This is a genomic window from Acidiphilium sp. 20-67-58, from assembly GCF_002255515.1.
In the GTDB taxonomy this organism is placed as follows: Bacteria; Pseudomonadota; Alphaproteobacteria; order Acetobacterales; family Acetobacteraceae; genus Acidiphilium.
This window is the reverse complement of record NZ_NCAS01000016.1, coordinates 37,771-59,335: the sequence shown is the minus strand read 5'-3', so window position 1 is coordinate 59,335 and position 21,565 is coordinate 37,771. Positions and strand designations below refer to the sequence as shown.

At 71.3% G+C, this 21,565-nt stretch carries 17 protein-coding genes; 5 read left to right on the top strand and 12 right to left on the bottom strand.

From position 1 onward, the window contains the following. Positions 1-77 precede the first annotated feature (77 nt). Positions 78-974: an ROK family protein gene (locus tag B7Z76_RS08175; protein ID WP_291343258.1), complete on the top strand. Its 897-nt coding sequence runs from the start codon at positions 78-80 to the stop codon at positions 972-974. Positions 975-995: 21 nt separating this feature from the next. On the opposite strand, the gene cysQ is transcribed toward B7Z76_RS08175, so the two are convergent. Next, positions 996-1,766, bottom strand: a complete 771-nt coding sequence (cysQ, locus tag B7Z76_RS08170) for a 3'(2'),5'-bisphosphate nucleotidase CysQ (RefSeq protein WP_291343256.1) — start codon at positions 1,764-1,766, stop codon at positions 996-998. Between the two features lie 92 nt (positions 1,767-1,858). Between cysQ and B7Z76_RS08165 the strand changes: the two genes are divergently transcribed. Beyond that, the gene (locus tag B7Z76_RS08165) at positions 1,859-3,403 is read left to right on the top strand and encodes a leucyl aminopeptidase (RefSeq protein WP_174504626.1); all 1,545 of its coding nucleotides are present in this window, start codon (positions 1,859-1,861) and stop codon (positions 3,401-3,403) included. After that, complete coding sequence (locus tag B7Z76_RS08160; protein ID WP_291343254.1) at positions 3,342-4,484, top strand: DUF563 domain-containing protein; 1,143 nt, start codon at positions 3,342-3,344, stop codon at positions 4,482-4,484. Before B7Z76_RS08165 ends, B7Z76_RS08160 begins: the two co-directional genes overlap by 62 nt. On the opposite strand, the gene B7Z76_RS08155 is transcribed toward B7Z76_RS08160, so the two are convergent. The 7 genes from B7Z76_RS08155 to B7Z76_RS08125 all read right to left on the bottom strand — a co-directional run bounded on the left by B7Z76_RS08155 (position 4,475) and on the right by B7Z76_RS08125 (position 12,669). Then, the gene (locus tag B7Z76_RS08155; protein ID WP_291343252.1) at positions 4,475-5,002 is read right to left on the bottom strand and encodes a YqhA family protein; all 528 of its coding nucleotides are present in this window, start codon (positions 5,000-5,002) and stop codon (positions 4,475-4,477) included. The genes B7Z76_RS08160 and B7Z76_RS08155 overlap by 10 nt on opposite strands. After that, a complete protein-coding gene (locus tag B7Z76_RS08150) occupies positions 4,999-7,065 on the bottom strand; it encodes an FUSC family protein (RefSeq protein ID WP_291343250.1) in 2,067 nt (688 codons plus the stop codon). The genes B7Z76_RS08155 and B7Z76_RS08150 overlap by 4 nt, the downstream gene beginning before the upstream one ends. Next, positions 7,052-9,286 (bottom strand): DNA topoisomerase IV subunit A, encoded by a 2,235-nt coding sequence (gene parC / locus B7Z76_RS08145; RefSeq protein ID WP_291343248.1) that lies wholly within the window; start codon positions 9,284-9,286, stop codon positions 7,052-7,054. Before parC ends, B7Z76_RS08150 begins: the two co-directional genes overlap by 14 nt. After that, complete coding sequence (gene recO, locus B7Z76_RS08140) at positions 9,276-10,031, bottom strand: DNA repair protein RecO (RefSeq protein WP_291343247.1); 756 nt, start codon at positions 10,029-10,031, stop codon at positions 9,276-9,278. Before recO ends, parC begins: the two co-directional genes overlap by 11 nt. A 19-nt stretch (positions 10,032-10,050) precedes the next feature. Beyond that, positions 10,051-11,274 carry a hypothetical protein gene (locus B7Z76_RS08135; RefSeq protein ID WP_291343245.1) on the bottom strand — a complete coding sequence of 408 codons (1,224 nt, stop codon included), beginning with the start codon at positions 11,272-11,274 and terminating at the stop codon, positions 10,051-10,053. A 12-nt stretch (positions 11,275-11,286) separates the two neighbouring features. Next, a complete protein-coding gene (locus B7Z76_RS08130; protein ID WP_174504620.1) occupies positions 11,287-12,441 on the bottom strand; it encodes a M20 aminoacylase family protein in 1,155 nt (384 codons plus the stop codon). Positions 12,442-12,510: 69 nt separating this feature from the next. After that, positions 12,511-12,669: a hypothetical protein gene (locus B7Z76_RS08125; protein WP_174504619.1), complete on the bottom strand. Its 159-nt coding sequence runs from the start codon at positions 12,667-12,669 to the stop codon at positions 12,511-12,513. Positions 12,670-12,715: 46 nt separating this feature from the next. Between B7Z76_RS08125 and B7Z76_RS08120 the strand changes: the two genes are divergently transcribed. Together B7Z76_RS08120 and panB are read left to right on the top strand one after the other, a co-directional pair. Then, entirely contained in the window at positions 12,716-13,336 is a 621-nt protein-coding gene (locus tag B7Z76_RS08120) for a carbonic anhydrase (protein ID WP_174504618.1), read from the top strand. 42 nt (positions 13,337-13,378) lie between these two features. Continuing rightward, entirely contained in the window at positions 13,379-14,185 is an 807-nt protein-coding gene (gene panB / locus B7Z76_RS08115; protein WP_291343241.1) for a 3-methyl-2-oxobutanoate hydroxymethyltransferase, read from the top strand. A gap of 96 nt (positions 14,186-14,281) precedes the next feature. On the opposite strand, the gene B7Z76_RS08110 is transcribed toward panB, so the two are convergent. The 4 genes from B7Z76_RS08110 to B7Z76_RS08095 all read right to left on the bottom strand — a co-directional run bounded on the left by B7Z76_RS08110 (position 14,282) and on the right by B7Z76_RS08095 (position 21,561). Beyond that, positions 14,282-14,422: a hypothetical protein gene (locus tag B7Z76_RS08110; protein WP_291343239.1), complete on the bottom strand. Its 141-nt coding sequence runs from the start codon at positions 14,420-14,422 to the stop codon at positions 14,282-14,284. A gap of 122 nt (positions 14,423-14,544) precedes the next feature. Next, positions 14,545-15,159, bottom strand: a complete 615-nt coding sequence (gene rpsD, locus B7Z76_RS08105) for a 30S ribosomal protein S4 (protein WP_174504615.1) — start codon at positions 15,157-15,159, stop codon at positions 14,545-14,547. 189 nt (positions 15,160-15,348) lie between these two features. Then, positions 15,349-19,848, bottom strand: a complete 4,500-nt coding sequence (locus tag B7Z76_RS08100; RefSeq protein ID WP_291343236.1) for a Hint domain-containing protein — start codon at positions 19,846-19,848, stop codon at positions 15,349-15,351. Between the two features lie 66 nt (positions 19,849-19,914). Beyond that, complete coding sequence (locus B7Z76_RS08095; RefSeq protein WP_174504614.1) at positions 19,915-21,561, bottom strand: class I adenylate-forming enzyme family protein; 1,647 nt, start codon at positions 21,559-21,561, stop codon at positions 19,915-19,917. Positions 21,562-21,565 lie beyond the last annotated feature (4 nt).

Genomic DNA, 21,565 nt, shown 5'->3' with positions numbered 1-21,565 from the left:
GGTGACGCCTCGCCGCCTCTTGAGCAATAGGCCCAATGGCGTGATAGAGGCGACGAACGCAACGGACGGGACAGATCATGACCTATCGCATCGGCATCGACCTGGGCGGGACCAAAATCGAGATCGCGGCGCTGATGCCGGACGGCTCGCTCGCGCATCGCAAGCGCGTGCCCACCCCCCAGGATTACGGCCGCACGATCGAGACCATCGCCGAACTGGTGCGGGAGGCGGAGGCGCAGCTCGGCACGGCGCACGGGGTCGGCATCGGCATTCCCGGCACGATCAGCCCGGCTACCGGCCTGGTCAAGAACGCCAATTCCGAGCGGCTGAACGGCAATCCGTTCGACAAGGACCTCGAAACCAAGCTCGGCCGGCCCGTGCGCGTCTCGAACGACGCGAACTGCTTCGCGATGAGCGAGGCGGCGGATGGCGCGGGCGCGGGCGCGCATTGCGTGTTCGGCGTCATCATCGGCACCGGCTGCGGCGGCGGCATCGTGGTCGACGGCAAGGTGCTGGAAGGGCGGCATCACATCGCCGGCGAATGGGGCCATACCCCGCTGCCCTGGCCGCGCATGGAGGAAATGCCGCTGCGCCGGTGCTGGTGCGGCAAGTCCGGGTGCCTCGAAACCTATATCGCCGGCCCCGCCCTCGCCGCCGAGGCCGATGGGCCGGGCGCGCGCGATGCCGGCCGCCTGCCGGCGCGCGCCGCCGCCGGCGAGGAGCGCGCCATCCGCGCCCTCGCGACACATGCCGAGCGGCTGGCCCGGGGCCTCGCGATGATCGTGAACATCCTCGACCCGGACGTGATCGTGCTGGGCGGCGGGCTGTCCAACCTCGACCATCTCTACACCGACCTGCCGAGGCTGATGAAACCCTACATCATCAGCGATACGTTCGACACGCCGGTGGTCCGCAACAAGCACGGCGATTCCTCGGGCGTGCGGGGCGCGGCCTGGCTCTGGCCGGCGCCCTGAGCGAGCGCACGGCCCACACCTTCAGCCGGGAGGGCGGCCGAAGCAGAGGAAATGCGGGTTCTCGAACCCTTGCTTGCCGTAGCGCAGCGGGGTTTCATCCGTCATGGTGAGAACCCGGCCGCCGGCCGCCTCCAGCACCGCCTGCGGCGCCGCCGTGTCCCACTCCATGGTCCGGCCGAGACGGGGGTAGAAATCCGCCGCCCCCTCGGCAAGGCGGCAGAATTTCAGCGCCGAGCCGATATTGGTCAGCCGCGCCACCTTGTAGCGGGCGAGATAGGCGGCGAGCTGCGGATCGTCGGCGTAATGGCGCGAGGCATAGACGGTAATCCCCTCGTCCGGCGGCGTGCGGGCCGCGATCGGGTGACGGCCGGCGCTGGTCTGCCGCCACGCCCCCTGCCCCACGATCCCGCCATACACCGCCCCTTCCGCCGGCGCGCCGACCGCGCCGAGACGCACCCGCCCATCGACCACGAGCCCGATGCAGACGGCGAACTCGTCCCGCCCGGCGGCGAATTCCCGCGTGCCGTCGAGCGGATCGACCAGCCAGAAGCGCTGGCCCGGGTCGGTCTGCCGCCCGGCGGCGACCTCCTCCTCGGCGATCACCGGAATTTCCGGCGCGGCCCGGCGCAGACCCTCGACGATCAGGCGTTCGGCCCGCGTGTCGGCAATGGTGACCGGGGTTTCGTCGGCCTTGCGGTCGACCGCGAAGCCGCCGGCGCGGACGGCCAGGATTTCACTCCCCGCGGCCTCGGCCAGCGAGGCGGCGAGTTCGAGCAATTCACTGTCATTCATGCGCGCCTGATATCGCGGGGCTTGGAAAACGCCAAATTGGCGGGCATGCTGGTTCGCGACACAAAACGAAACGGAAAACGGGACAAGACGGCATGATCGACATCGGCTTTGCCAAGACCGCGCTGCCCGAAAGCGGCGCCCTCGCCCTGCTGCTGGCCGAGGGGGCCGCACCGGAGGGGGTGGCGGCAGCACTCGATGCGGCACTCGATGGCGGCCTCGCCCGGGCGATGGCGGCGGCGCGCTTCACCGGCAAGCGCGGCCAGACCGCGACGCTGATCGCGCCCGGCGGCGGTCTCGACCGGGTCGTGCTGATCGGCCTCGGCGCCGCCGAGGACGTGACACCGCATCGCGCCGAAAGCGCCGGCGCCTCCGCCGCGGCGATGCTGCTGAGGGAGCCGGTGGCAGCCCTCGCCGCCGATGCGCTCGAACCCGCCCTGCTCGCCCATGCCGCCCTCGGCGCGCGGCTGCGCAGCTACCGGTTCGATCGCTACCGCACCCGCCAGAAGGAGGAGCAGAGGCCGAAACTCGCCCGCCTCACGGTGCTGGCGCCGGATGCCGCCGCGACGCGCACCGCCTTCACGCCGCTCGCCGCCCTCGCCGCCGGGGTGGAGCTGACGCGCGACCTCGTCTCCGAGCCCGCCAACATCCTCACCCCGGCCGAGATGGCCGACCGTGCGAAGGCGCTGAAGTCGCTCGGCGTGAAGGTCGAGGTGATGGACCAGCGCGACCTTGAGAAACGCGGCTTCGGCGCGCTGCTCGGCGTTGCCCGCGGCAGCGTCAACGAGCCGCGCGTGGTGGTGATGCAATGGCTCGGCGCCTCCGAGCCGGAAGCCCCGGCCGGCGGCCGCAAGGCGCAGGCGAAGCAGGCGGTGAAACCCGCGCGCAAGGCACGCGCCGTCCCGCGCGATCCGCTGGTCTTCATCGGCAAGGGCGTGACCTTCGATACCGGCGGCATCTCGATCAAGCCCGCCGCCGGGATGGAGGACATGAAATGGGACATGGCTGGCGCCGGCACGGTGATCGGGCTGATGGCGGCACTGGCCGGGCGCAAGGCGCGGGTCGACGCGGTCGGGCTGGTCGGGCTGGTCGAGAACATGCCCTCCGGCAGCGCGCAGCGGCCGGGCGATGTGGTCACCTCCCTCTCGGGCCAGACGATCGAGGTGCTCAATACCGACGCCGAGGGGCGGCTGGTGCTGGCGGATGTGCTGACCTACGCGCAGGAGCGGTTCCAGCCGCGCTTCATGATCGACCTCGCGACCCTGACCGGGGCGATCATCGTGGCGCTCGGCCATGAGAATGCCGGCCTGTTCTCGAACGACGACACGCTGGCCGGCCAGCTCGCCGAGGCGGCGAAGATCACCGGCGAGGGCGTGTGGCGGATGCCGATGGGCGATGCCTATGACAAGCTGATCGATTGCGACATCGCCGACATGAAGAATATCGGCGGCGGCCGGGCCGGCGGCTCGATCACCGCGGCGCAGTTCCTCCAGCGCTTCGTCAACAAGGTGCCCTGGGCGCATCTGGACATCGCCGGCATGGCCTGGGCGACGAAGGAGGGCGCGGTCGGCCCGAGAGGTGCGACCGGCTACGGCGTGCGCCTGCTCGACCGGCTGGTGGCCGACCATTACGAGCGCTGAAGCCTCCGGCCTGCTGCGCGCGGCGGGCGGCGCGATCCCGCGGATCCGCCTCGCCGGCGCCGCGATGCCGGCGGCCCTGCCCATCCCCCGGCCGGCGGATGCGGAGTTCATCGCGCCGGAATGGATCCGGCTTCACGCCGAGGCGCCGCGCGCGGCCTTCGACCTGGCCATGCTCGGGCCGATGCGGGCGCGCCTCGCCGGGCCGGGGCTGGTCTGGCATGGCGGCGCGCTGCTCGACGACGAGAGCGTCATGCCTGTCTATGTTCGCCGAATCGTGCAGCAGGAGGACGGGGCGATGCCGGCGCATCTCGCCGCCCTGCCGGTGCGGCGCGAGACCCGGCTGGGCTTCGTCTTTCACGGCTGGGGTGTGCGGGTCTATGGCCATCTGCTGATCGAGATGCTGCCGAAGCTGCTGCTGGCCATCCGGTTCCTGTCGCTGCTCGACGGGGTGCGCCCGGTGCTCGACCGCGAGATGCCGGACTGGTTCATCGCGATCATGCGCGATCATTTCGGTGTCGATACAGATGAGGCCATCTGGTACGATTCCGCGCGCGAGCAGCTCGATCTCGACCACGCCATCATCCTGCCGCTGCTCGGCCGCACAGGCGGATATCACCCGCTCACGGGCGGGCTGATCGACCACATGCTCTCCCGCATCGCCCGCCCGCCGGCAATGCCGATGGAGCGGATCTTCGTTGCCCGCGGCGATTTCGCCAACCCGCATGCGCCGCAGCGCCGCTACGCCAACGAGGACGAGATCGCCGCGATCGCCCGCGACGAATTCGGCTTCGCCGTGCTGCGGCCGGAAACCCTGCCCTTCGCCGAACAGATGGGGCTGTTCGCCGGCGCGCGGGCGATCGTGGGGCCGATGGGCTCGGGGCTGCACAACGCGATCTTTGCCGGGCCGGATTGCGTGACCGGCGTGATCCGCTGCCACGCGCTCGACCAGTCGGCGATCGCGGCACTGCGCGGCCAGCGGATCGGCCTGCTGAGCGAGGGCATCCACGAGACCGCGCCGCAGGCCTATACAGTGGAGCCCGACCGGTTCCGCCGCTTCCTCGCGGCGCTGCTTCAGTCGTGACCGGCGATGCGGTCGGTCAGCGCCAGCAATAGGCCGGTGAGCACCAGGGCCAGCATCAGGCCTGACTGATACAGCACGACGCGGTCGGGCTCGGCGCGCACCTCGAGAAACACCCGCAGCACATGCACCGCCGCGATCACGGTGATCGAGCCCAGCATTTTCAGCTTGAGCCCGCCGAAATCGATGCTGCCCATCCATTCCGGCCTGCGGTCGCCTTCCGCCAGGGTGATGCGGGCGACGAAATTCTCGTAGCCGGAGAGTATCACGAGCACGATCAGGTTGGCGGTGAGCGAGAGGTCGATCAGAGACAGGGTCGCCATGATCACCTGCGTCTCGCTCATCGCGATCAGGCCGGGTGCGGCATGGACGAGCTCGACGATGAACCGCGCGACGATCAGCGCCAGCAGCACCAGCATCGCGAGATAGAGCGGCGCCAGCAGCCAGCGGCCGCCGAACAGCAGCGCCTCGATGATGCGCACGACGCCGCCATTGCGGCGGGATGGGCGTTGTTCGCTCATGCGGTGGTCTCCGACGTCACGCGTTCGCGGACAAGTTCGGCCTGCCGGGCCAGCCGCGCAAGCCCCTCATCGATCGCGGGCAGGCCTACCGGCGGGGGCAAGGGCGGCGGATCCGGCAGGTCGGGATCGAACCAGGCGGCGAGCGCCGCGCCCCAGGCCTGGCAGCCTGCCCTGAACGCCGCCTCCGGCCGGGGTTCGAGGGCGAGCGCCGCCAGCCTGCCGGCGGTGCGGCGCAGGGCGGCATCGGTGACGATCGCGGCGCGCAGCAGCTTGTCGTCATCGCGGTGCGGCTCCATCATCACCCGCGCGATCGAGGCTTCGAGATTGTTGCTCGCCAGCCCCGCCTGCCGGCGCGCGGCCTCGGGCGGCGGCGCCGCGGCGGCCAGATGGGCGAAGGTCGCGACGAGATAGGCGCGGTGCGCGGCGATGGCCTCAAGCCGCGCCGCGCCAAGCCGGTTGCCCTCGAAACTCGGCCAGAGCACGAGATTGGCGGCCACCGCGAGGATGCCGCCGGCCAGCGTGAAGCCGACGCGCGAGGCGGCGACGACCCACTGGTTCGCTCCCGGATCGATCTGCTCGATCAGCAGCACGATCATCGGCGTGAGCAGCACGACCCAGGCGCTGTAGTTCACCCCGCGCACGGCGAAGGCGAACATGGTGAGCGGCACCATCGCCACTGCGAGATCCAGCCTCGTGTGCACCAAGAGGCCGATGCCGGCGGCGAGCAGCCCGCCGGCGACCGTGCCGCCGACCCGCTCGACCGCGCGCACCCAGGTGGCCGAGAAATGCGGCTGCAGCACGAGGATCACGGTGATGGCGAGCCAGTGGCCGAACGGGTTGCCGAGCCAGGCGACGAAGGCGAGAACCAGGGTGGCGACCAGTGTCGTCCGCAGCGCATGGCGCAGCGGCACCGACGCCAGGGTGAGATTGGAGCGCAGCGGCGCGAGGATGGCGGCGATCAGCCCGGGCTGCGCGCTCTCGGCCGCGACCGGCGCGCCGGGTGCGTTCGAGACGGTGATGAGCACCGAAAGCCGGTCGAGTGCCGCGGCGAGCGGCCGGCGCCGCGCCGGATCGCCCAAGGCGATGACCGCCCCCTCGCGCAGCGCGCCGAGTGCGGCGCGGAAGCCAGGGGTGTCGAGCGACTGGCCCGCCTCCAGCGCCGGGGCCATCGCCGCCAGCACGTCGCCAATGCCCGCCGCCGCCCGGCGGGACGCCGCATCGCCGCCGCCATGCGCGGCCATGTCCTCGCCCAGCGCGATCAGCGCGCCGAACAGCTGGTCGAACGTGGCGATGCGGAGCACGAGCACGTTCGCCCGCTGGCTGGCGGCGCCGCGCCGGCGCAGCGTGGCCAGGATCACGGCGCGGGCGCGCTCGATCGCCTCGCGCACCGCCCGGCGATGGCCGCGGGCGTGCAGGTCGAACCCGGTCTCGCCGCCGGGATCCGCCTCGCGTTCGGCAAGGTCGCGGGCCAGTTCGGCGAGCGCCAGCGCCGCATCCGCCAGCGCGGCGCGCGCCGGGCCGAACGGGCGGATGCGCCAGAGTGCGAGGGTCAGGATCGCGGCTTCCGCGGCTCCCGCCCAGAAGCCGAACGCCGCATGCGCTGCGGCGAGGGGCGAGCCGGTCGGCATGTCGAGCGCGAGGACGATGGTCACGGCCAGCAGGTTGCCGGCGAGCAGCCCGCCCTGACCATAGATCCGCGCGAGGCTGCAACAGAAGATGCCAAGCCCGGCGACCGGAATGGCCAGCAGCGGGCTCACCCCGTCCAGCAAGCGGAACAGGCCGAGGCAGATCGCCCCGCCGACGCCGAAGATCAGCATTGGCGGCAGGCGGGCGCGCAGCGCGCCGCCCGGATCGGTGAAACAGGCGAGCAGCGCGCCGAGTGCCGCAAGGCCGAGCTGCGGCAGGCCGAGCAAGGCGCCGGCGCCCAGCGTGCCGGCAACCGCGATCGCGGCGCGCACCCCCTCGAGCAGCGAGACGGCGCGGAAATTCAGCGCGAGGCTGCCGCCCGCCAGCGGCAGCCCCGCGCGATCGGTCAGGCGGGGTCGCGCATCAGCCCGCGTCATCGTCCGGCGGGCCGAACGTGCCGGCGCGCGGGAAGCCGGTCGGCGGCAGCCGTCCGGCCTGGCCGCGCGCCCCCAGCCATTCGGCGAGCCGCGTTTCGGTGCGCAGCTTGTCGCCAAGGCGCCAGCTCAGCCCGGCGGCAAGGGTGAAGCCCTTGGCGTCGGCCAGCCCGCCATCCTTGTATTTCTGCAGGATCACGCCGGCGCCGCGGGCCATTTCCGGCACCTGGTCGAGCGGGAAGACCAGCAGCTTGCGGTTCTGCCCGATCACCGCGAGATGATCGCCCACGATCTTGCGGCACAGCATCGCCTCCTGCCCCGGCCGGACGGTGAGGATCTGCTTGCCGGTGCGCTTCTCCGCACCCAGCTCGGCGCCGGAGATGATGAAGCCCCGCCCGTCGGTGCCGGCAACGAGATAGCGCGCCTCGGGATCGGCGATGAACAGCGACACCACCTCGTCCTCGTTGCCGAGATCGATCGCCAGCCGGATCGCCTGGCCATCGCCGCGGCCGCGCGGCAGTTCGGCGGCGCGCAGGCTGTAGACCCGGCCATTGGTCACGAAAACCGTCACCCGGTCGAGGCTGGAGCAGCGCAGCAGCGCCTTCGGCCGGTCGCCTTCCTTGAATTTCAGATCGGCCTCGGCCACGGCATGGCCCTTGAGCGCGCGGATCCAGCCTTTCTCCGACAGGATCACGGTGAGCGGCTCGCGCTCCACCAGCGCCTCGACCGCGACCTCGGTGAGCGCCGCAGCACCGCTGATCGTGGTGCGCCGCGCGCCCGGGCCGCCGCCGAATTTGCTGGCCGTCGCCTCGATTTCCGCCTCGATCCGCGCCCAGCGCTTCGCCGGATCGGCCATCATCGCATCCAGCGCCGCGCGCTCGGCGGTCAGCGCCTTGTGCTCCTTGCGGATTTCCATCTCCTCGAGCCGGCGCAGGCTGCGCAGCCGCATGTTGAGGATGGCCTCGGCCTGGGTGTCGGCCAGGGTGAAGGCGGCGATGAGGGCGGGTTTCGGCTCGTCCTCGGTGCGGATGATGCGGATCACCTCGTCGAGATTGAGGAAGACCGCGAGATAGCCTTCGAGGATTTCCAGCCGGCGGGCGATCGCGGCGAGCCGGTGGCGGGAGCGCCGCTCCAGCACCTCGTGCCGGTGATCGAGCCAGGCGCGCAGCATCTCGCGCAGCCCCATCACCCGCGGCGTGCGGTCGGCGTCGATCACGTTCATGTTCATGCTGAAGCGCTGCTCGAAGGCGGTGGCGCGGAACAGGCTCGCCATCAGCATGTCCGGATCGACGGTGCGCGATTTCGGCTCGAGCACGATGCGCACGCGCTCGGTGCTTTCGTCGCGGATGTCGCCCAGCAAGGGCAGCTTGCGCTCGTACATCAGCTGCGCGACCTGCTCGATGAGGCGGGATTTCTGCACCTGGTAGGGAATTTCGGTGACGACGATCTGCCACGTCCCGCCCTTGAGGTCGCTGCGGCTCCAGCGCGCCCGCACCCGCAGCGAGCCGCGGCCGGTCTCGTAGGCGGAGAGCAGGGTCGCACGGTCCTCGACCAGTTCGCCGCCGGTCGGGAAATCCGGCCCCTGCACGAAATCGAGCAGCGCCGCGGTCCCGGCATCAGGATGGCGGATCAGATGGATCGCGGCGGCGCAGAGCTCGGCCGCGTTGTGCGGCGGGATCGAGGTTGCCATGCCGACGGCGATGCCGGCCGCGCCATTGGCCAGCAGGTTGGGAAACGCGCCGGGCAGGACGACGGGCTCGGAATCCTCGTTGTCATAGGTCGGGCGGAAATCGACGGCGTCCTCGTCGATCCCCTCCAGCAACGCGGCGGCGACCTCGGTCAGCCGGCTTTCGGTGTAGCGCATCGCCGCAGCGTTATCGCCGTCGATATTGCCGAAATTGCCCTGGCCCTCGATCAGCGGGTAGCGCGATGCGAAATCCTGCGCGAGGCGGACCAGCGCCTCGTAGATCGACATGTCGCCATGCGGGTGGAACTTGCCCATCACGTCGCCCACCACGCGGGCGCATTTCTTGAAGCCCGAGCCCGGATCGAGCCGAAGCTGGCGCATCGCGAAGATCAGCCGGCGATGGACCGGCTTCAGCCCGTCGCGCACATCCGGCAGCGACCGCGCCATGATGGTCGAGAGCGCATAGGCAAGGTACCGCTCCGAAAGGGCGGTGGCGAGTTTCGTGTCCTGAACATTGCCCAGGAGATCATCGGGCATCGTCGTCTCCGTTCAGCCTGCGGGTCAGCCGGTCATAGAGGTCGAGCCGGGACGTGGGAAGCGGGGCGTGGCGCGCGCCGAACGCATCGCGCGCGAGGAAATGGCCGGTCAGCGCCAAGCCGTCGCGGCAGGCGGCGAGATCGGCCTCGTCGTCGGCGGCATCCTCGTCGAGCAGGAAGGAAGGCAGCTTCAGCAGCCGTGGCGCCCAGTCCCCGGCGGCGGCGCGCGAGACGGCGCGGCCGCTGCGCGGCGAGACGAAGGCAAGGTCCGCCGCCGTGCCGGTCAGCGCGCAGCACGACAGGTCGAGCCCGTAGCCAAGCTCGCGCAGCAATTCCAGCTCGAAGCGCACCAGCGCCGGCAGCGCGGCACCGGCGACGCCGATGCCGCCCAGCAGCCGGGCAAGCCGGATGAAGGCGCCGCGATGCGGCTCGCGTTCCGGCAGCGCCCCGGACGCGACGGCACAGGCGGCGCGCAGCACCGCCAGCGCCAGCTTGTCCGCCATCGCGATCGCGGCGGCGGGATGCACCAGCTCGCCGCTGATGCTGCCGAGCTGTTCGGGCAGCCGCGCGACCCAGCGGGCGTTGATCAGATTGCCTTCCTGCCAGATCGCCGCCCCGCGCCGGCCGGCCCCGCCGCGCGCGAGGCCGTGCCAGGCGCCTTGCGTCTCGGTCAGGACGACGGCGCGCAGGTCGCTCTCGCCGAAAGTAGCGACGCTGAGGACGATCGCCGGCTCGCTCCACTCCACCCTGAAGGCCCGTCGCGGTTCAGAGCAGGGCCGGATCGTGGAGTTCGAGCCACCCGCCCGGCCCGTCCCCCGCCGCCACCGCGGCCTCGAACACGATGTCGATCTCGCCGAAAAACACCGGCAGGTCGAAGCGCCAGACCACGCTCTCGCCCGGCCTGATCTCGCGCACGGCGCGATGGATCGGCCGGCCCGTATCCGCGGCGGCGAAGCCGATCGCAAGCTGTGTCGGCGCCACCGGCGCGGGCAGCAGCCGCAGCCCCACCTCGAACCCCGACGCCCCCGCGGCAAAACAGCGCAGCGAAAGCCGGACATCCCCTCCCCCGGCGGGCGGCGCGAGGCAGAACCCGGTCTCCCCGGCCGGCCGCCAGCCCTGCGCGGGCAGGGTGCAGGCGATGCTGTCGCCGGCGAGGTCGAACACTTTCTGGCGGCGGGCGGCGGCGCGCGGCCCGGCGGCTGCGCGATCGAAGACGAGATGGCGCGGCGCCGCCCCGGCGCGCCAGGCGGGCGGCGGGAGGCGCGCGGCGAGCCCGGCCCCGGCGCCGGCCGTGCCCGCGCGGATCATGATCCGCCTGAAGGCCGCAAGGTCAGCGTCGATCGCGGGATTGGCGAGATCGGGGCAGACCGCCGGATCGATCACCAGCAGGTCGGCATTCGACCAGCCGAAATGCTGCAATACCTGGCCGAACCCGAGCGTCACGATCTCGCCGTTCGGGTCCGGCACCAGGCGTTCGCCGCCGGTTTCGGGGGCGGTGACGATGGCAAGGCGGGTGCCGGCGACGCCGAGGGGATTGTGGATCGTGGCGATGCGGCGCCATGGCAGCGTGTTGAGCGCGTGCAGCCGGGCGCGGTCCGGCACCGGCTCGACGCTGACCAGCCCGGCATCCGGGTAGGACGCCGCGAGTGCCACGGCGAGATAGGCATCGCCGATCACCATGATCCGGTGCGGCAGGAACGGCAGATCGAGCCCGCCGCCCGCCTCGCGCACCGCCGCGATGGCGGCCGCGGCATCGCAGCTGCCGGCGCGGACCCAGAGCGGATAGGCAAGATTGGGCAAGCTGACGCTGACCAGACCGACCCGCCCGGCCACCGCGTCGCGCACGCGCCGTGCTGGGTCGTCCGCCGGCGGGCTGGCTTCGCGGCCGGCTGCAGCGGGCGCGCTCTCGCCCGCGGCCAGACGGCGGGCGATGTCGCGCCGCTTCGCCGCGGTCAGCGGAGCCGGCGTGCGGGGCTGGAAATCCTCCATCGGCGCCTCGCTTCAGCCCGCCAGCGCCGCTTTCGCCACGCCGGCGAGATAGCCGGCGGCCACCGGCAGGATGGCGTCGTTGAAATCGTAGTTCTGGTTGTGCAGGAACGCGCCCTGGGCGGCGGGGCCGTTGCCGATCCAGGCATATGCGCCCGGAACCTCCTGCAGGAACCAGCCGAAATCCTCGCTCGCCATGGTCGGCGGCAGGTCGGCGAGAACCTTCATCCCGCGCTCCTGCGCCACCAGCCGGCCCCGCGCGGCCTCCTCCCGGTGGTTGATGGTCGCGGCCAGCCGTCGCTCGAACGTCACCTCGCCACGGCAGCCCATGGCGGCGGCGGTGTGCTCGACGATCTCGCGGATCCGCGCGGCGACGTGATCGAACACCTCCGGCAGCAGGGCGCGCACCGTGCCGCGCAGGGTCACCGTCTCGGGCACCTGGTTGTCGGCGTCGGCCCCCTTCAGGCCGCAGATCGAGACCACTGCGGCATCGAGCGGATTGACGTTGCGCGAGACCACCGCTTGCAGCGCGACGATGATCTGCGCCGCGCAGACCACCGGATCGGCGGTGAGATGGGGCATGGCCGCGTGGCCGGCATGGCCGTGGATGGCGATGGCGAGGCGCTCGCCCTGGGCCATCATCGGCCCGTCATGGATCATGATCGCGCCCGCTTCCAGGCCCGGCCAGTTGTGATAGCCGAAGATGCGCTCCATCGGGAACCGGCGGAACAGCCCGTCCTCCATCATCGCCAGCGCGCCGCCGAAGCCTTCCTCGGCGGGCTGGAAGACGAGATGGACGGTGCCCGACCAGTCCGGATCGTCGCGCAGCAGCATCGCCGCACCCAGCAGCGAGGTGGTATGCCCGTCATGCCCGCAGGCATGCATCACGCCGGGGGTTTTCGAGGCATAGGGCAGACCGGTCGCCTCGGTGATCGGCAGCGCGTCCATGTCCGCCCGCAGGCCGACGCTGCGGTTGCCGCCGCGCCGCAGCGTGGCGACGACGCCATGCCCGCCGATCCCGGCCTCGAACGGAATCCCCAGCTCGGTGAGCCGTTCGCACACGAATGACGCGGTGTTCCGCTCCTGCAACGAGAGTTCGGGGTGCTGGTGCAGGTAGCGGCGCCATTCGGTCAGTTGCGGGGCGAGACGCTCGGCATGGGTATCGGGCATGGATCACCTGTGAAGCTTCCATGGCAGAGTATGCGCCGCCGCCGCATCGCGGCAAGGGGTGGCGCAGCCTCAGGCCGGGCGGTTCACGGAATGAGACAAGGTTTGCCGCATCGCGGCATGGGTGTTAATCGACAGAGGGGCGGTGTCCCGCTCCTGCAATTCGTGGATGAATTCCAGGGACGGGCCGGCCACCAGGTCGCTGATTTTTAGAGTGTCCATCTTGAGCATGAAATCCGGTGGTTTTCAGCTTCGGGACACTGGATGAGGAGCCGAGATGGAAGAGCTGCTGGCCGGATATCGGCGGTTCCGCAACGGGCGCTGGCCGTCGCAGCGGGAAACCCTGGAGGCGCTGGCGCGCGACGGGCAGAGGCCGCACACGCTCGCCATCGGCTGCTGCGATTCCCGGGTGACCCCGGAGATGATCTTCGACTGCGCGCCCGGCGATGTTTTTACCGTGCGCAACATCGCCAATCTCGTGCCCCCCTACGCGCCGGACACCGCCAATCACGGCACCTCGGCGGCGCTCGAATTCGCGGTGCGGGTGCTGCGGGTGCGGCGCATCGCGGTGATCGGCCATTCCTCCTGCGGCGGCATCGCGGCGCTGCTGCACGAGCCGCCGCCCGAGGCGCGCGATTTCGTGGCGAACTGGGTGCGGATCGCCGAGCCGGCCCGCAAGCGCGCCGCCCGCTTCGCCGATGATCCGGTCGAGGCTGCCCGCCGCGCCGAGATCGAGAGCGTGCGGGTCTCGCTCGAAAACCTCATGACCTTCCCCTGGATCGCCGAGGCGCATGAAGCCGGCCAGCTCGGCGTCTATGGCTTCTATTTCGACGTATCGAGCGGCACGCTGCGCGAGGTCACGGCGGATGGCGAGCGGCTGATTGCCGAAGCCTCGTAGCGCGCAGGCAGATCCCAGCACAGAAAGGCAGAAGGCAGGACGATGGAAACGGCAGATCGCAAGGCCGACCGCAAATCGATCGGATCGTGGGAACGCGCGAAGCGCAACGGCGAGCGCCGCGCCCTGATCACCGCCTATGACTATCCCTTCGCGAAGCTCGCCGAGGCCGCCGGGATCGACGGCATCCTGATCGGCGACTCCCTCGGCATGACGGTCCAGGGCGAACGCGACACGCTGCGGGTCACGCTGGAGCAGATGGTCTATCATACCGGCATGGTCGCGCGCGGCGCGCCCTCCTGCCTGATCATGGCCGACCTGCCCTTCGGCAGTTTCGAGGCCGGCCCGGCCCAGGCCTTCGCCAGCGCCGCCCAGCTGCTCAAGGCCGGCGCCGACATCATCAAGCTTGAAGGCGGGGCGGCGATGGTCGAGACCGTGGGCTTCCTCTCGGCCCGTGCCGTGCCGGTCTGCGCGCATATCGGGCTGACGCCGCAGCATGTCCGCCAGCTCGGCGGCTTCCGCAAGCAGGGCAAGACCGAGGACGCGGCGGCGCGGATGATCGAGGACGCCGGCGCCCTCGCCGAAGCCGGCGCGCGCATGGTGCTGATGGAGGCGATCCCTGCCGGGCTCGGCACCGAGATCACCCAGCGCGTCCGCGTGCCGACCATCGGCATCGGCGCCGGCAACGGGACCGACGCGCAGATTTTGGTGATGCACGACGTGCTGGGCCTGACCGGCGGCTATGTGCCCGGCTTCGCCAAGGTCTATGTCGATGGCGCCCGGGTGGTCCGCGAGGCGATCGGCGCCTATGCCGACGAGGTCCGCACCGGCGCCTTCCCGCCCGCTGAATAGGGCGTCAGCCGCAACTCGGCGTCACGCCGCGGGGGTGGGCTGTTATCAGTATACTGCTCTAGAGCATCATCCGATCCGGATTGATCGGAACGTGCTCTAGCGCCCCTGCTGCGGAATGGCGAGGGTCGCGCTGCCCTTCCCCGCCGAACCGACCGATCCGAACATCCCGCAACCAGCCAGCGTTCCCGCCAGCGCCAGCGCGAGGGCCAGGCCGATGATGCGCCTTGTCGTGGTCATGCCGCCTCTCCTTGATCGAAACGAAACGTGGGGCCGAAACGAAACGGGGCCCATACCCGGTGCGGATACAGGCCCCATGACGTCAAACCGGCAACCGGGTCAGCGCGAGCAGAACAACCAAATCAGCGCGAGTAGAACTCGACGACCAGGTTCGGTTCCATCTGCACGGGATAGGGAACGTCGGCCAGCTTCGGCGCGCGGGCGAAGGTGCCCTTCATCGCGCGGTGGTCGACCTCGATATATTCCGGAACGTCGCGCTCGGCGCTCTGCACCGAATCGAGCACCACGGCGAGCTGCTTCGACTTCTCGCGCACTTCGATCACGTCGCCGTCGCGCACCTGGTAGGAGGCGATGTTGACGCGGCGGCCGTTGACCATGATGTGGCCATGGCTGACGAACTGGCGCGAGGCGAACGGGGTGATCGCGAACTTCATGCGATAGACCACCGCATCGAGCCGGCGCTCCAGCAGTTCGATCAGGTTCTCGGAAGTATCGCCACGACGGCGCACCGCCTCCTCGTAATACTTGTAGAACTGCTTCTCGCTGATATTGCCGTAATAGCCGCGAAGCTTCTGCTTCGCCATCAGCTGCACGCCGAAGTCGGACGGCTTCTTGCGGCGCTGGCCGTGCTGGCCGGGGCCGTATTCGCGCTTGTTGATCGGGGATTTCGGCCGGCCCCAGAGATTGACGCCGAGGCGGCGGTTGATCTTGTACTTGCTCTCGGTACGCTTGGTCATGCGTGCCGCACTCCTTCTTGTTGACGCGGACCTGCCGCTGATGTTGCACCGGTAGGCTCCGCCACGCTTGCACCATGGATCAGGCGCGCAAGCATGACGGAACGGGCGCGCACCCCGAAGGTGCGTCCACGTTCCCGGCAGTGCCGGTTCGCTTAGTGAGGCCGCGGCCGCTTGTCAAATCCAGCGGGGTCAGAGCGCGAGCATCGCCGGGTTTCGCACCCAGCGCGGCACGCTGCCGACGAGATCGAGGCTGACCCGCCGCGCCGGGCGGGCGAATACCAGCTCGGCGGCCCCGCCGCTCCACATGCCGCGATCCCCCTCGTCCGGGCTGAACCAGCCCACGCCGTGCCAGGCCGGCAGGCGCACGCCGTTGGCGACCACGCCTGCAGCACAGATGCCGAGGCTGCGGCGGTCTTCGGATGCGGGATCGGTATAGGCGGGCGGTGTCGCGCGGGCGCGCAGCACCAGCCGCGACACCGGCGCCAGCAGGATGAAATCGAGCCGCCCGCGGCGGCAGCGCGGCAGGATCGGCGGCGCGTCGCCGGCCCGCGCGTCGACCTGCGCGCCATGCACGATCTGATACCCGAGTTCGATGGCGCGGCAGTGGAGCATCGCCCGGACCGCCAGCAACGCCGCGCCGGACGTGACGACCGGGCGGCAGGACGACGCCGGCGCGCCCGGCACGCCGAGCGCCACCGCGAAGCGGTCGCGGTTGCCATCGTCGCGATAGGTCTCGCAGGGCAGGTTTTCCGCCCGGATCACCGCATGGCGGGCGAGTTCGACATGGTAATAGGTCACGGCAAACCGCGAACAGTCGCGCAGCACGGTCGCGCCGTTCACCAGCAGCGAGGCCGGGACCAGGCCATCGCCCGCCAGCACCGCGTGCAGCGGCGAGAGCGTCACCGCGCAAGCCGGCACGCCGGGGCCGAAAGCGCCCGGCGTGATGATCACCGGGTGCAGCAGCGGCGCCGCCTCGTCGCGCGAAAGGTCGATCGTCCGCGAGCCGATCCAGACGATCGGTTCCGTGCCGCCCCCCTCGGTCACCAGCCGATGGCCGGGACGCAGCGTCTCGACCGGCCGATACCCGTCCGCGGTCAGCAGCCGCGTGCCGCGGGCAAAGCAGGGCATGGCGCCGCCCACGGTGACATAAGTGCCGCCGAACCCGTCCGTCCCGATCGCGATCGCCGCCTGCGCCGCCGCCTCGGCGAGGCCGAACCCGCCCTGCCCGCTCACCGTGAGCGTGCCGCCGGCATCGCTGACCAGCGAGGGGGCGACGCCGATCAGGTCGATCGCGTCGCCGGAGGCCATGTTCACCACCGGATCGGTCATCGCGGCGACGTCGTTGATCGCAAGGGTGCCATCGGCGCCGGCAAAGGCGATGCTGCCGCCCGTGGCCGGCCCCGCGAGGTCGAGCACCGCACCCGCCGCGATGGTGGCGCCGCCGGCCAGCGTGCCGCCCAAAGCCAGCGTACCGCCGGACGCTTCCAGCGTGCCCGCCGCATCGACCGGGATGAGCCCGGGCGCGCCGATCGTGCCGATCAGCCCATATCCGGTGAGCGTGGCACCGGCTGCAAGGCTGATCGCCGCGGCGCGCAGCGCGCCGCCCTCAAGGGTCAGCGCCGCCCCCGCCGCGAGCGTGGCGGCGCCGGCAAGGGCGAGCGTGCCGCCGGCAAGGGTCGCAGCACCCGAATCGAGCAGGGAGGCGGCATCGAGCGTGCCGCCGACCGCGAGCGCCGCACCGCCGCCCAGCACCAGCGCGCCGCCGAGCGATGCCGCGGCGAGCCCGCCGATCGCCAGCGTGCCGCCGGCGAGATCGAGCCCGGCGGTGCCGGACAGCCGGGCGGATCCCGCAAGTTGCAGGGCGCCCGCGGCGATGGTCGCGGGGCCGAGGGTGAGGCTCGCATCGCCCGCGAGCCCGACCGTGCCGCCCGCCAGCGTGAACGTGCCGAAACCGAGTGCCGCGGTGCCCACCGCCGTCACCGCGCCGAAGCCATCGATCGTCGCCGCGCCGAACGCGGCAGCGCCGGTCAGGTCGAAGGTGCCGGCCGCGCCGCTGCCGAGAACCAGTGCAGCGGCGGCGATGCTGCCGGAGACATCGAGACGGCTGCCCGCCGCCGCGCTGCCGGCGATGGCGATCGTCCCCGCCGCGTCGAGCCGCCCGGCAACGCCCAGCGTGCCCGCCCCGGCGGCATCGCCCACCATCGCCCCGCCGCCGAGCGTGACCACCGCGCCGGCATCGAACAGCGCGATCCCGCCCGCGCCGATATCGAGTGCGGCCCCGGTGCTCGGCAGGTCGATCGTGCCGGTGAAATCATAGCCGCCCGCGACCGAGGCGCTGCTGGCGGCGCCGGGCCCCACCACCAGGAGCGGGGCGCCGGCATGGCTGGCAAACACCACGAGATCGCCATTGGCCGGCGGCACACCGCCCCGCCAGGACGAGCCGGCATTGAACAGGCTGCCATCGGTGCCCGAGAAATCGAGCGTGCCGGGAGCGGCAAGCGCGATGCCGATCGCGGCACTCAGCCCGGCAAGCCCGGTGCCGCCGGCGAAGTTCAGCACATCGCCCGTGCCGCCGCCCGGCGCGGTGTAGACGAGAGCGGCGAGTTCCGCGTTCATCGCCAGCGCGGTCGCCGCACTCAGCACCAGCGAGGCGGCGGCCGTCCCACCCGCGCCGACGATCTCGCCATGAACCGCGCTGACGGTGAGTTGCAGCCCCGCCGTGCCGTTGCTCGGCACCAGCAGGCCGAGACCAATCAGCGGTGTCGCGACACCGTTCACCGCCTCGATCGAGGCGCCGGCGGCCGGCACGTCGTTCAGCGTCAGCGCGGCCGTGGCGGCGCGCAGGCCGATCACCGCATCCCCGGCCTGGTCCGTCTCCACCACCGGCGCCACCCCGGCGGGGATCGCGGCATGGATGGTGATGATCTCGCTCTGCGTGGTGTTGCCGGCGACGAGGCCCGCGACCTCGAACCCGGTGGTCGAGACGTTGAGCACCGACAGGCTGGTGAGGCCGGGCAGGACGATCCGGTCGCCGGGGGCGAAGCCGGCCAGGGTGGCGGCGAAATCGGCCGGGCTGTCGAGCACCAGGACCCCGCCCTGCTCGCCGAGCGTGCTGGCATAGGCGGTGGCGTCCTGCGCCGTGCTGGCCCCCGGCGCGAAGCTGATCGTGGCGTCGGCGCCGACGGTCACCGGTGTTGCGTTGAACACGCCGTAGAGCGGCGAGACCGTGCCCAGCTCCAGCACGCCGCCCGGCGCGATCGCGAGATCGACCCCGCCGCCGATGCTGCCGGCGGCGATGGCGAGCGGCGCCGGGCCGGGGGCGAGAATGGTGCCGGGCCCGACAATGGTTTCTGGCTCGCTGAAATTGCCCGCCAGCAGCAGCCCCGCCCCTTCGAGCGTGCTGCCGGCGGCGAGGGAGATGGCGTCGAACCCGGTGGCGAGCGCTGCGGCGTCGGCTTGCAGCGTGCCGGCGAAATCCACCACGCCGCCGGACGCGAGATCGAGCGCGCCGGCCAGCGTGCCGCCGCCGGGCAGCAGCGCCGTTCCCGACGCCGCGAGCCCGCCGGCCGCGAGCGCGTCGAAGGCGACGAGCGCGCCATCCGCGCCGATCGTGATCCCGGCGGCATCGAGCGTGCCGGAGCCGCCGACCACCAGCGTCGCGGCATCGAGCACAAGCCCGCCGGCGATCGACAGCGCGCCATCGATGGCGACCGTAGCACCGCTGCCGAACGTCGCCGTGGCGACGCCGAACGCCCCGTCGAGCCCGACCGATGCGCCGGCCGCCACGTCCAGCGCCGCGCCGAGCCCCTCGCCGCCGATCGCCGCGCCGTTGCCGAGCGTCACATCCGTGCCCACGCCCGGCACCACCCCGCCGGACCAGTCCGCCGCGCTCTGCCAGTCCCCGACGCCGCCGGCCCAGCCCGCACTCCCGCCGGCGACCGTGCCGGTGACGGCGATGCTCAGGCCGCAATTGGTCACCGCATCGGGCAGCACGCCGCCGGACTGGCGGAGCACGTATTCGAGCGTGCCCGCTGCCGTGGCGGCGAAGCGCACCGCGTCGAGCGCGCTGGCGAGACCGGCGAGGTCGCTCGCCGCGGCACTCAGCACCAGAGTGCCGGTGCCATTGCCGGCAACGCCGATCGCCGCAACGGACGCGGCATCGAGCAGGAACGCGCCCGTATCGGCGATCAGGCTGACGGTGAGGGTTTCGCCGCCGAGGCCGAATCCGGCGAGCAGGGAAGCGGGATCATCGGCAATCGCGAGGCCGAGCGTCTGCGCGCTGCCGGCGGCGAGGGTGAGCGCGGCGGGCGGCGCCACGAAGGCGGGCGGCGAATCCGGCAGGGCGCGCACCGCAACGGAGGAGGACAGCGTCGTCCCGCCGCTCGCCGCGGTGATGGCGATCGTCCCGGTGCCGGAAGTCGCGGCGCTGAGCGCGAGGCTCGCCAGCGCGGCGTTCACCTGCGTCGCACTGCCGCTCAGGGTGATCGCGCCGCCGCCCTGCGACACACTCGCCCCGCCGGCGGTGCTGGCGGAAAACCCGTAGCCGCCGGAGAGGGTGACAGTCGTCGCGGCACTGGCGGCGAGCCCGGCGAGGGCGAACCCGCCGGGCGGCACGCCGCCGAGGGAGGACAGCGTCAGCCCCTCGATCAGCCCGATCGCATCCGGCGCGATGAGTTCGAATGTGGACACGATGCCGCCCCCATGCGTGAGGACGGCATCATATTATTCTACCTTAAGTAGTTCAACCCGATCGTTCTACCCGCGCAGCTCCCGGCGCAGGATCTTGCCCGTCACGGTCTTGGGCAGGTCGTCGATGATCTCGACCAGGCGCGGATATTTGTAGGCGGCCATGCGCTCCTTGCAGAAGGCGACGATCTCCTCCTGCGTCACCTGCGTCCCCGGCCGCAGGCTGATCACGGCCTTCACCGTCTCGCCGCGATAGGCGTCGGCGATGCCCACCACCGCCGCCTCGCGCACCGCGGGATGGGTGTAGAGCACGTCCTCCACCTCGCGCGGCCAGACCTTGTAGCCGGCGGCGTTGATCATGTCCTTCTTGCGGTCGACCAGGTAGAACCAGCCGTCCTTATCCATGAAGCCGACATCGCCGGTATGGAAGCGGCCGTTGCGGATCGCCTCGGCGGTCTTGTCCGGCTTGTTCCAGTAGCCCGGCACGATCATCGGCCCCTGGCTGACGATCTCGCCGACCTCGCCCACCGGCAACTCCCGCCCCTCGTCGTCGCAGATCCAGGAGATGGTGTTGTAGGCCGGCACCCCGATCGACAGCGCGCCCGAGGCCGGATCGACCGGCGCCTCGCGCGACAGCGGGACGACATGCGTGGGCGAGTTGGTTTCGGTCAGCCCGTAGCCGTTATGGATGTAGTGCCCGAATGTCTCGCGGAAGGCGGTGACCACGCTGGGCGGGATCGGCGCGCCGCCGGAATAGATCCTGGTCATCGAGGCGAGCTTGGCGGGGGCGGCGTCCGGGTGGTTCATCATCGCGATGAAGGCGGTGATCGCGCCGATGGTGAACGCCGCCTTGTGTTCCTCGATCGCGTCCAGCATCACCCCCGGCTCGAAGCGATAGGCGAGGATCAACGGGGATGCGGTGATGAAGGCGGCGGCGATATGGCCGATCAGCCCGGTGATGTGGAACAGCGGCGCGATGCCGAGGATGGGCGCGCCCTCGCCGAGCCCGATCCAGTCACGATAGGTCTGGGCGTTGAAGGTGACGTTGCCATGGGTGTTCATCGCCCCCTTCGGCACGCCGGTCGTCCCCGAAGTGTAGACGAGGAAGGCGATGTCGTCCGGCTTGCAGGCGGGGGTGGGCGGCAGCGCCCCGCCCGCCCCGATCGCCGTCTCGAAATCGACCGCCCCGGCGCAGGCCACGCGCTGCATCCCGGCGAAGACGCGCTTGTCGTTGCGGGTCTGGAAGGCGAGGGCCGAGGTGGTCAGCACGATCTGCGGTCGTAACCCCGGCTCCAGCGCGCCCACCGTCTCGTCGCAGGTGGTGTCGTGGCAGACGACCGCCTTCGGCGTGCAGTCGGCGAACAGGATGCCGATTTCCCGCGCGCGGTTCATCGGGTTGACCGCCACCGCGATTCCCCCCGCTTTCCAGGCGCCGAGAATGGCGATGACGAATTGCGGCACGTTCTGCAGGTAGACCGCCAGCCGGTCCCCCGCGCCGAAGCCGTGCGCCGCGAGATAGCCAGCCAGCCCGTCGCTCAGCCGGTCAAGCTCGGCGTAGCTGATCCGGCCGTCGAAATAGAGGATGGCCGGCGCCTGCGGTGCCCGCGCCACGGCGGCGCGGAACATCGCCAGCGCATCGGTGAAATCGGGCGCAATCTCTGCGGGCTGGCCCGCATCGTAGAGCGCGAGCCAGGGTTTCTCGTCGTAGATGCTCATCCAG

Excerpts from the sequence above, each read along its gene's own strand:
- B7Z76_RS08175 (WP_291343258.1), top strand. The coding sequence starts at position 78 with ATGACCTATCGCATCGGCATCGACCTGGGCGGGACCAAAATCGAGATC.
- cysQ (WP_291343256.1), bottom strand. The coding sequence starts at position 1,766 with ATGAATGACAGTGAATTGCTCGAACTCGCCGCCTCGCTGGCCGAGGCC.
- B7Z76_RS08165 (WP_174504626.1), top strand. The coding sequence starts at position 1,859 with ATGATCGACATCGGCTTTGCCAAGACCGCGCTGCCCGAAAGCGGCGCC.
- B7Z76_RS08155 (WP_291343252.1), bottom strand. The coding sequence starts at position 5,002 with ATGAGCGAACAACGCCCATCCCGCCGCAATGGCGGCGTCGTGCGCATC.
- B7Z76_RS08150 (WP_291343250.1), bottom strand. The coding sequence starts at position 7,065 with ATGACGCGGGCTGATGCGCGACCCCGCCTGACCGATCGCGCGGGGCTG.
- parC (WP_291343248.1), bottom strand. The coding sequence starts at position 9,286 with ATGCCCGATGATCTCCTGGGCAATGTTCAGGACACGAAACTCGCCACC.
- B7Z76_RS08135 (WP_291343245.1), bottom strand. The coding sequence starts at position 11,274 with ATGGAGGATTTCCAGCCCCGCACGCCGGCTCCGCTGACCGCGGCGAAG.
- B7Z76_RS08130 (WP_174504620.1), bottom strand. The coding sequence starts at position 12,441 with ATGCCCGATACCCATGCCGAGCGTCTCGCCCCGCAACTGACCGAATGG.
- B7Z76_RS08125 (WP_174504619.1), bottom strand. The coding sequence starts at position 12,669 with ATGCTCAAGATGGACACTCTAAAAATCAGCGACCTGGTGGCCGGCCCG.
- B7Z76_RS08120 (WP_174504618.1), top strand. The coding sequence starts at position 12,716 with ATGGAAGAGCTGCTGGCCGGATATCGGCGGTTCCGCAACGGGCGCTGG.
- panB (WP_291343241.1), top strand. The coding sequence starts at position 13,379 with ATGGAAACGGCAGATCGCAAGGCCGACCGCAAATCGATCGGATCGTGG.
- B7Z76_RS08110 (WP_291343239.1), bottom strand. The coding sequence starts at position 14,422 with ATGACCACGACAAGGCGCATCATCGGCCTGGCCCTCGCGCTGGCGCTG.
- rpsD (WP_174504615.1), bottom strand. The coding sequence starts at position 15,159 with ATGACCAAGCGTACCGAGAGCAAGTACAAGATCAACCGCCGCCTCGGC.
- B7Z76_RS08095 (WP_174504614.1), bottom strand. The coding sequence starts at position 21,561 with ATGAGCATCTACGACGAGAAACCCTGGCTCGCGCTCTACGATGCGGGC.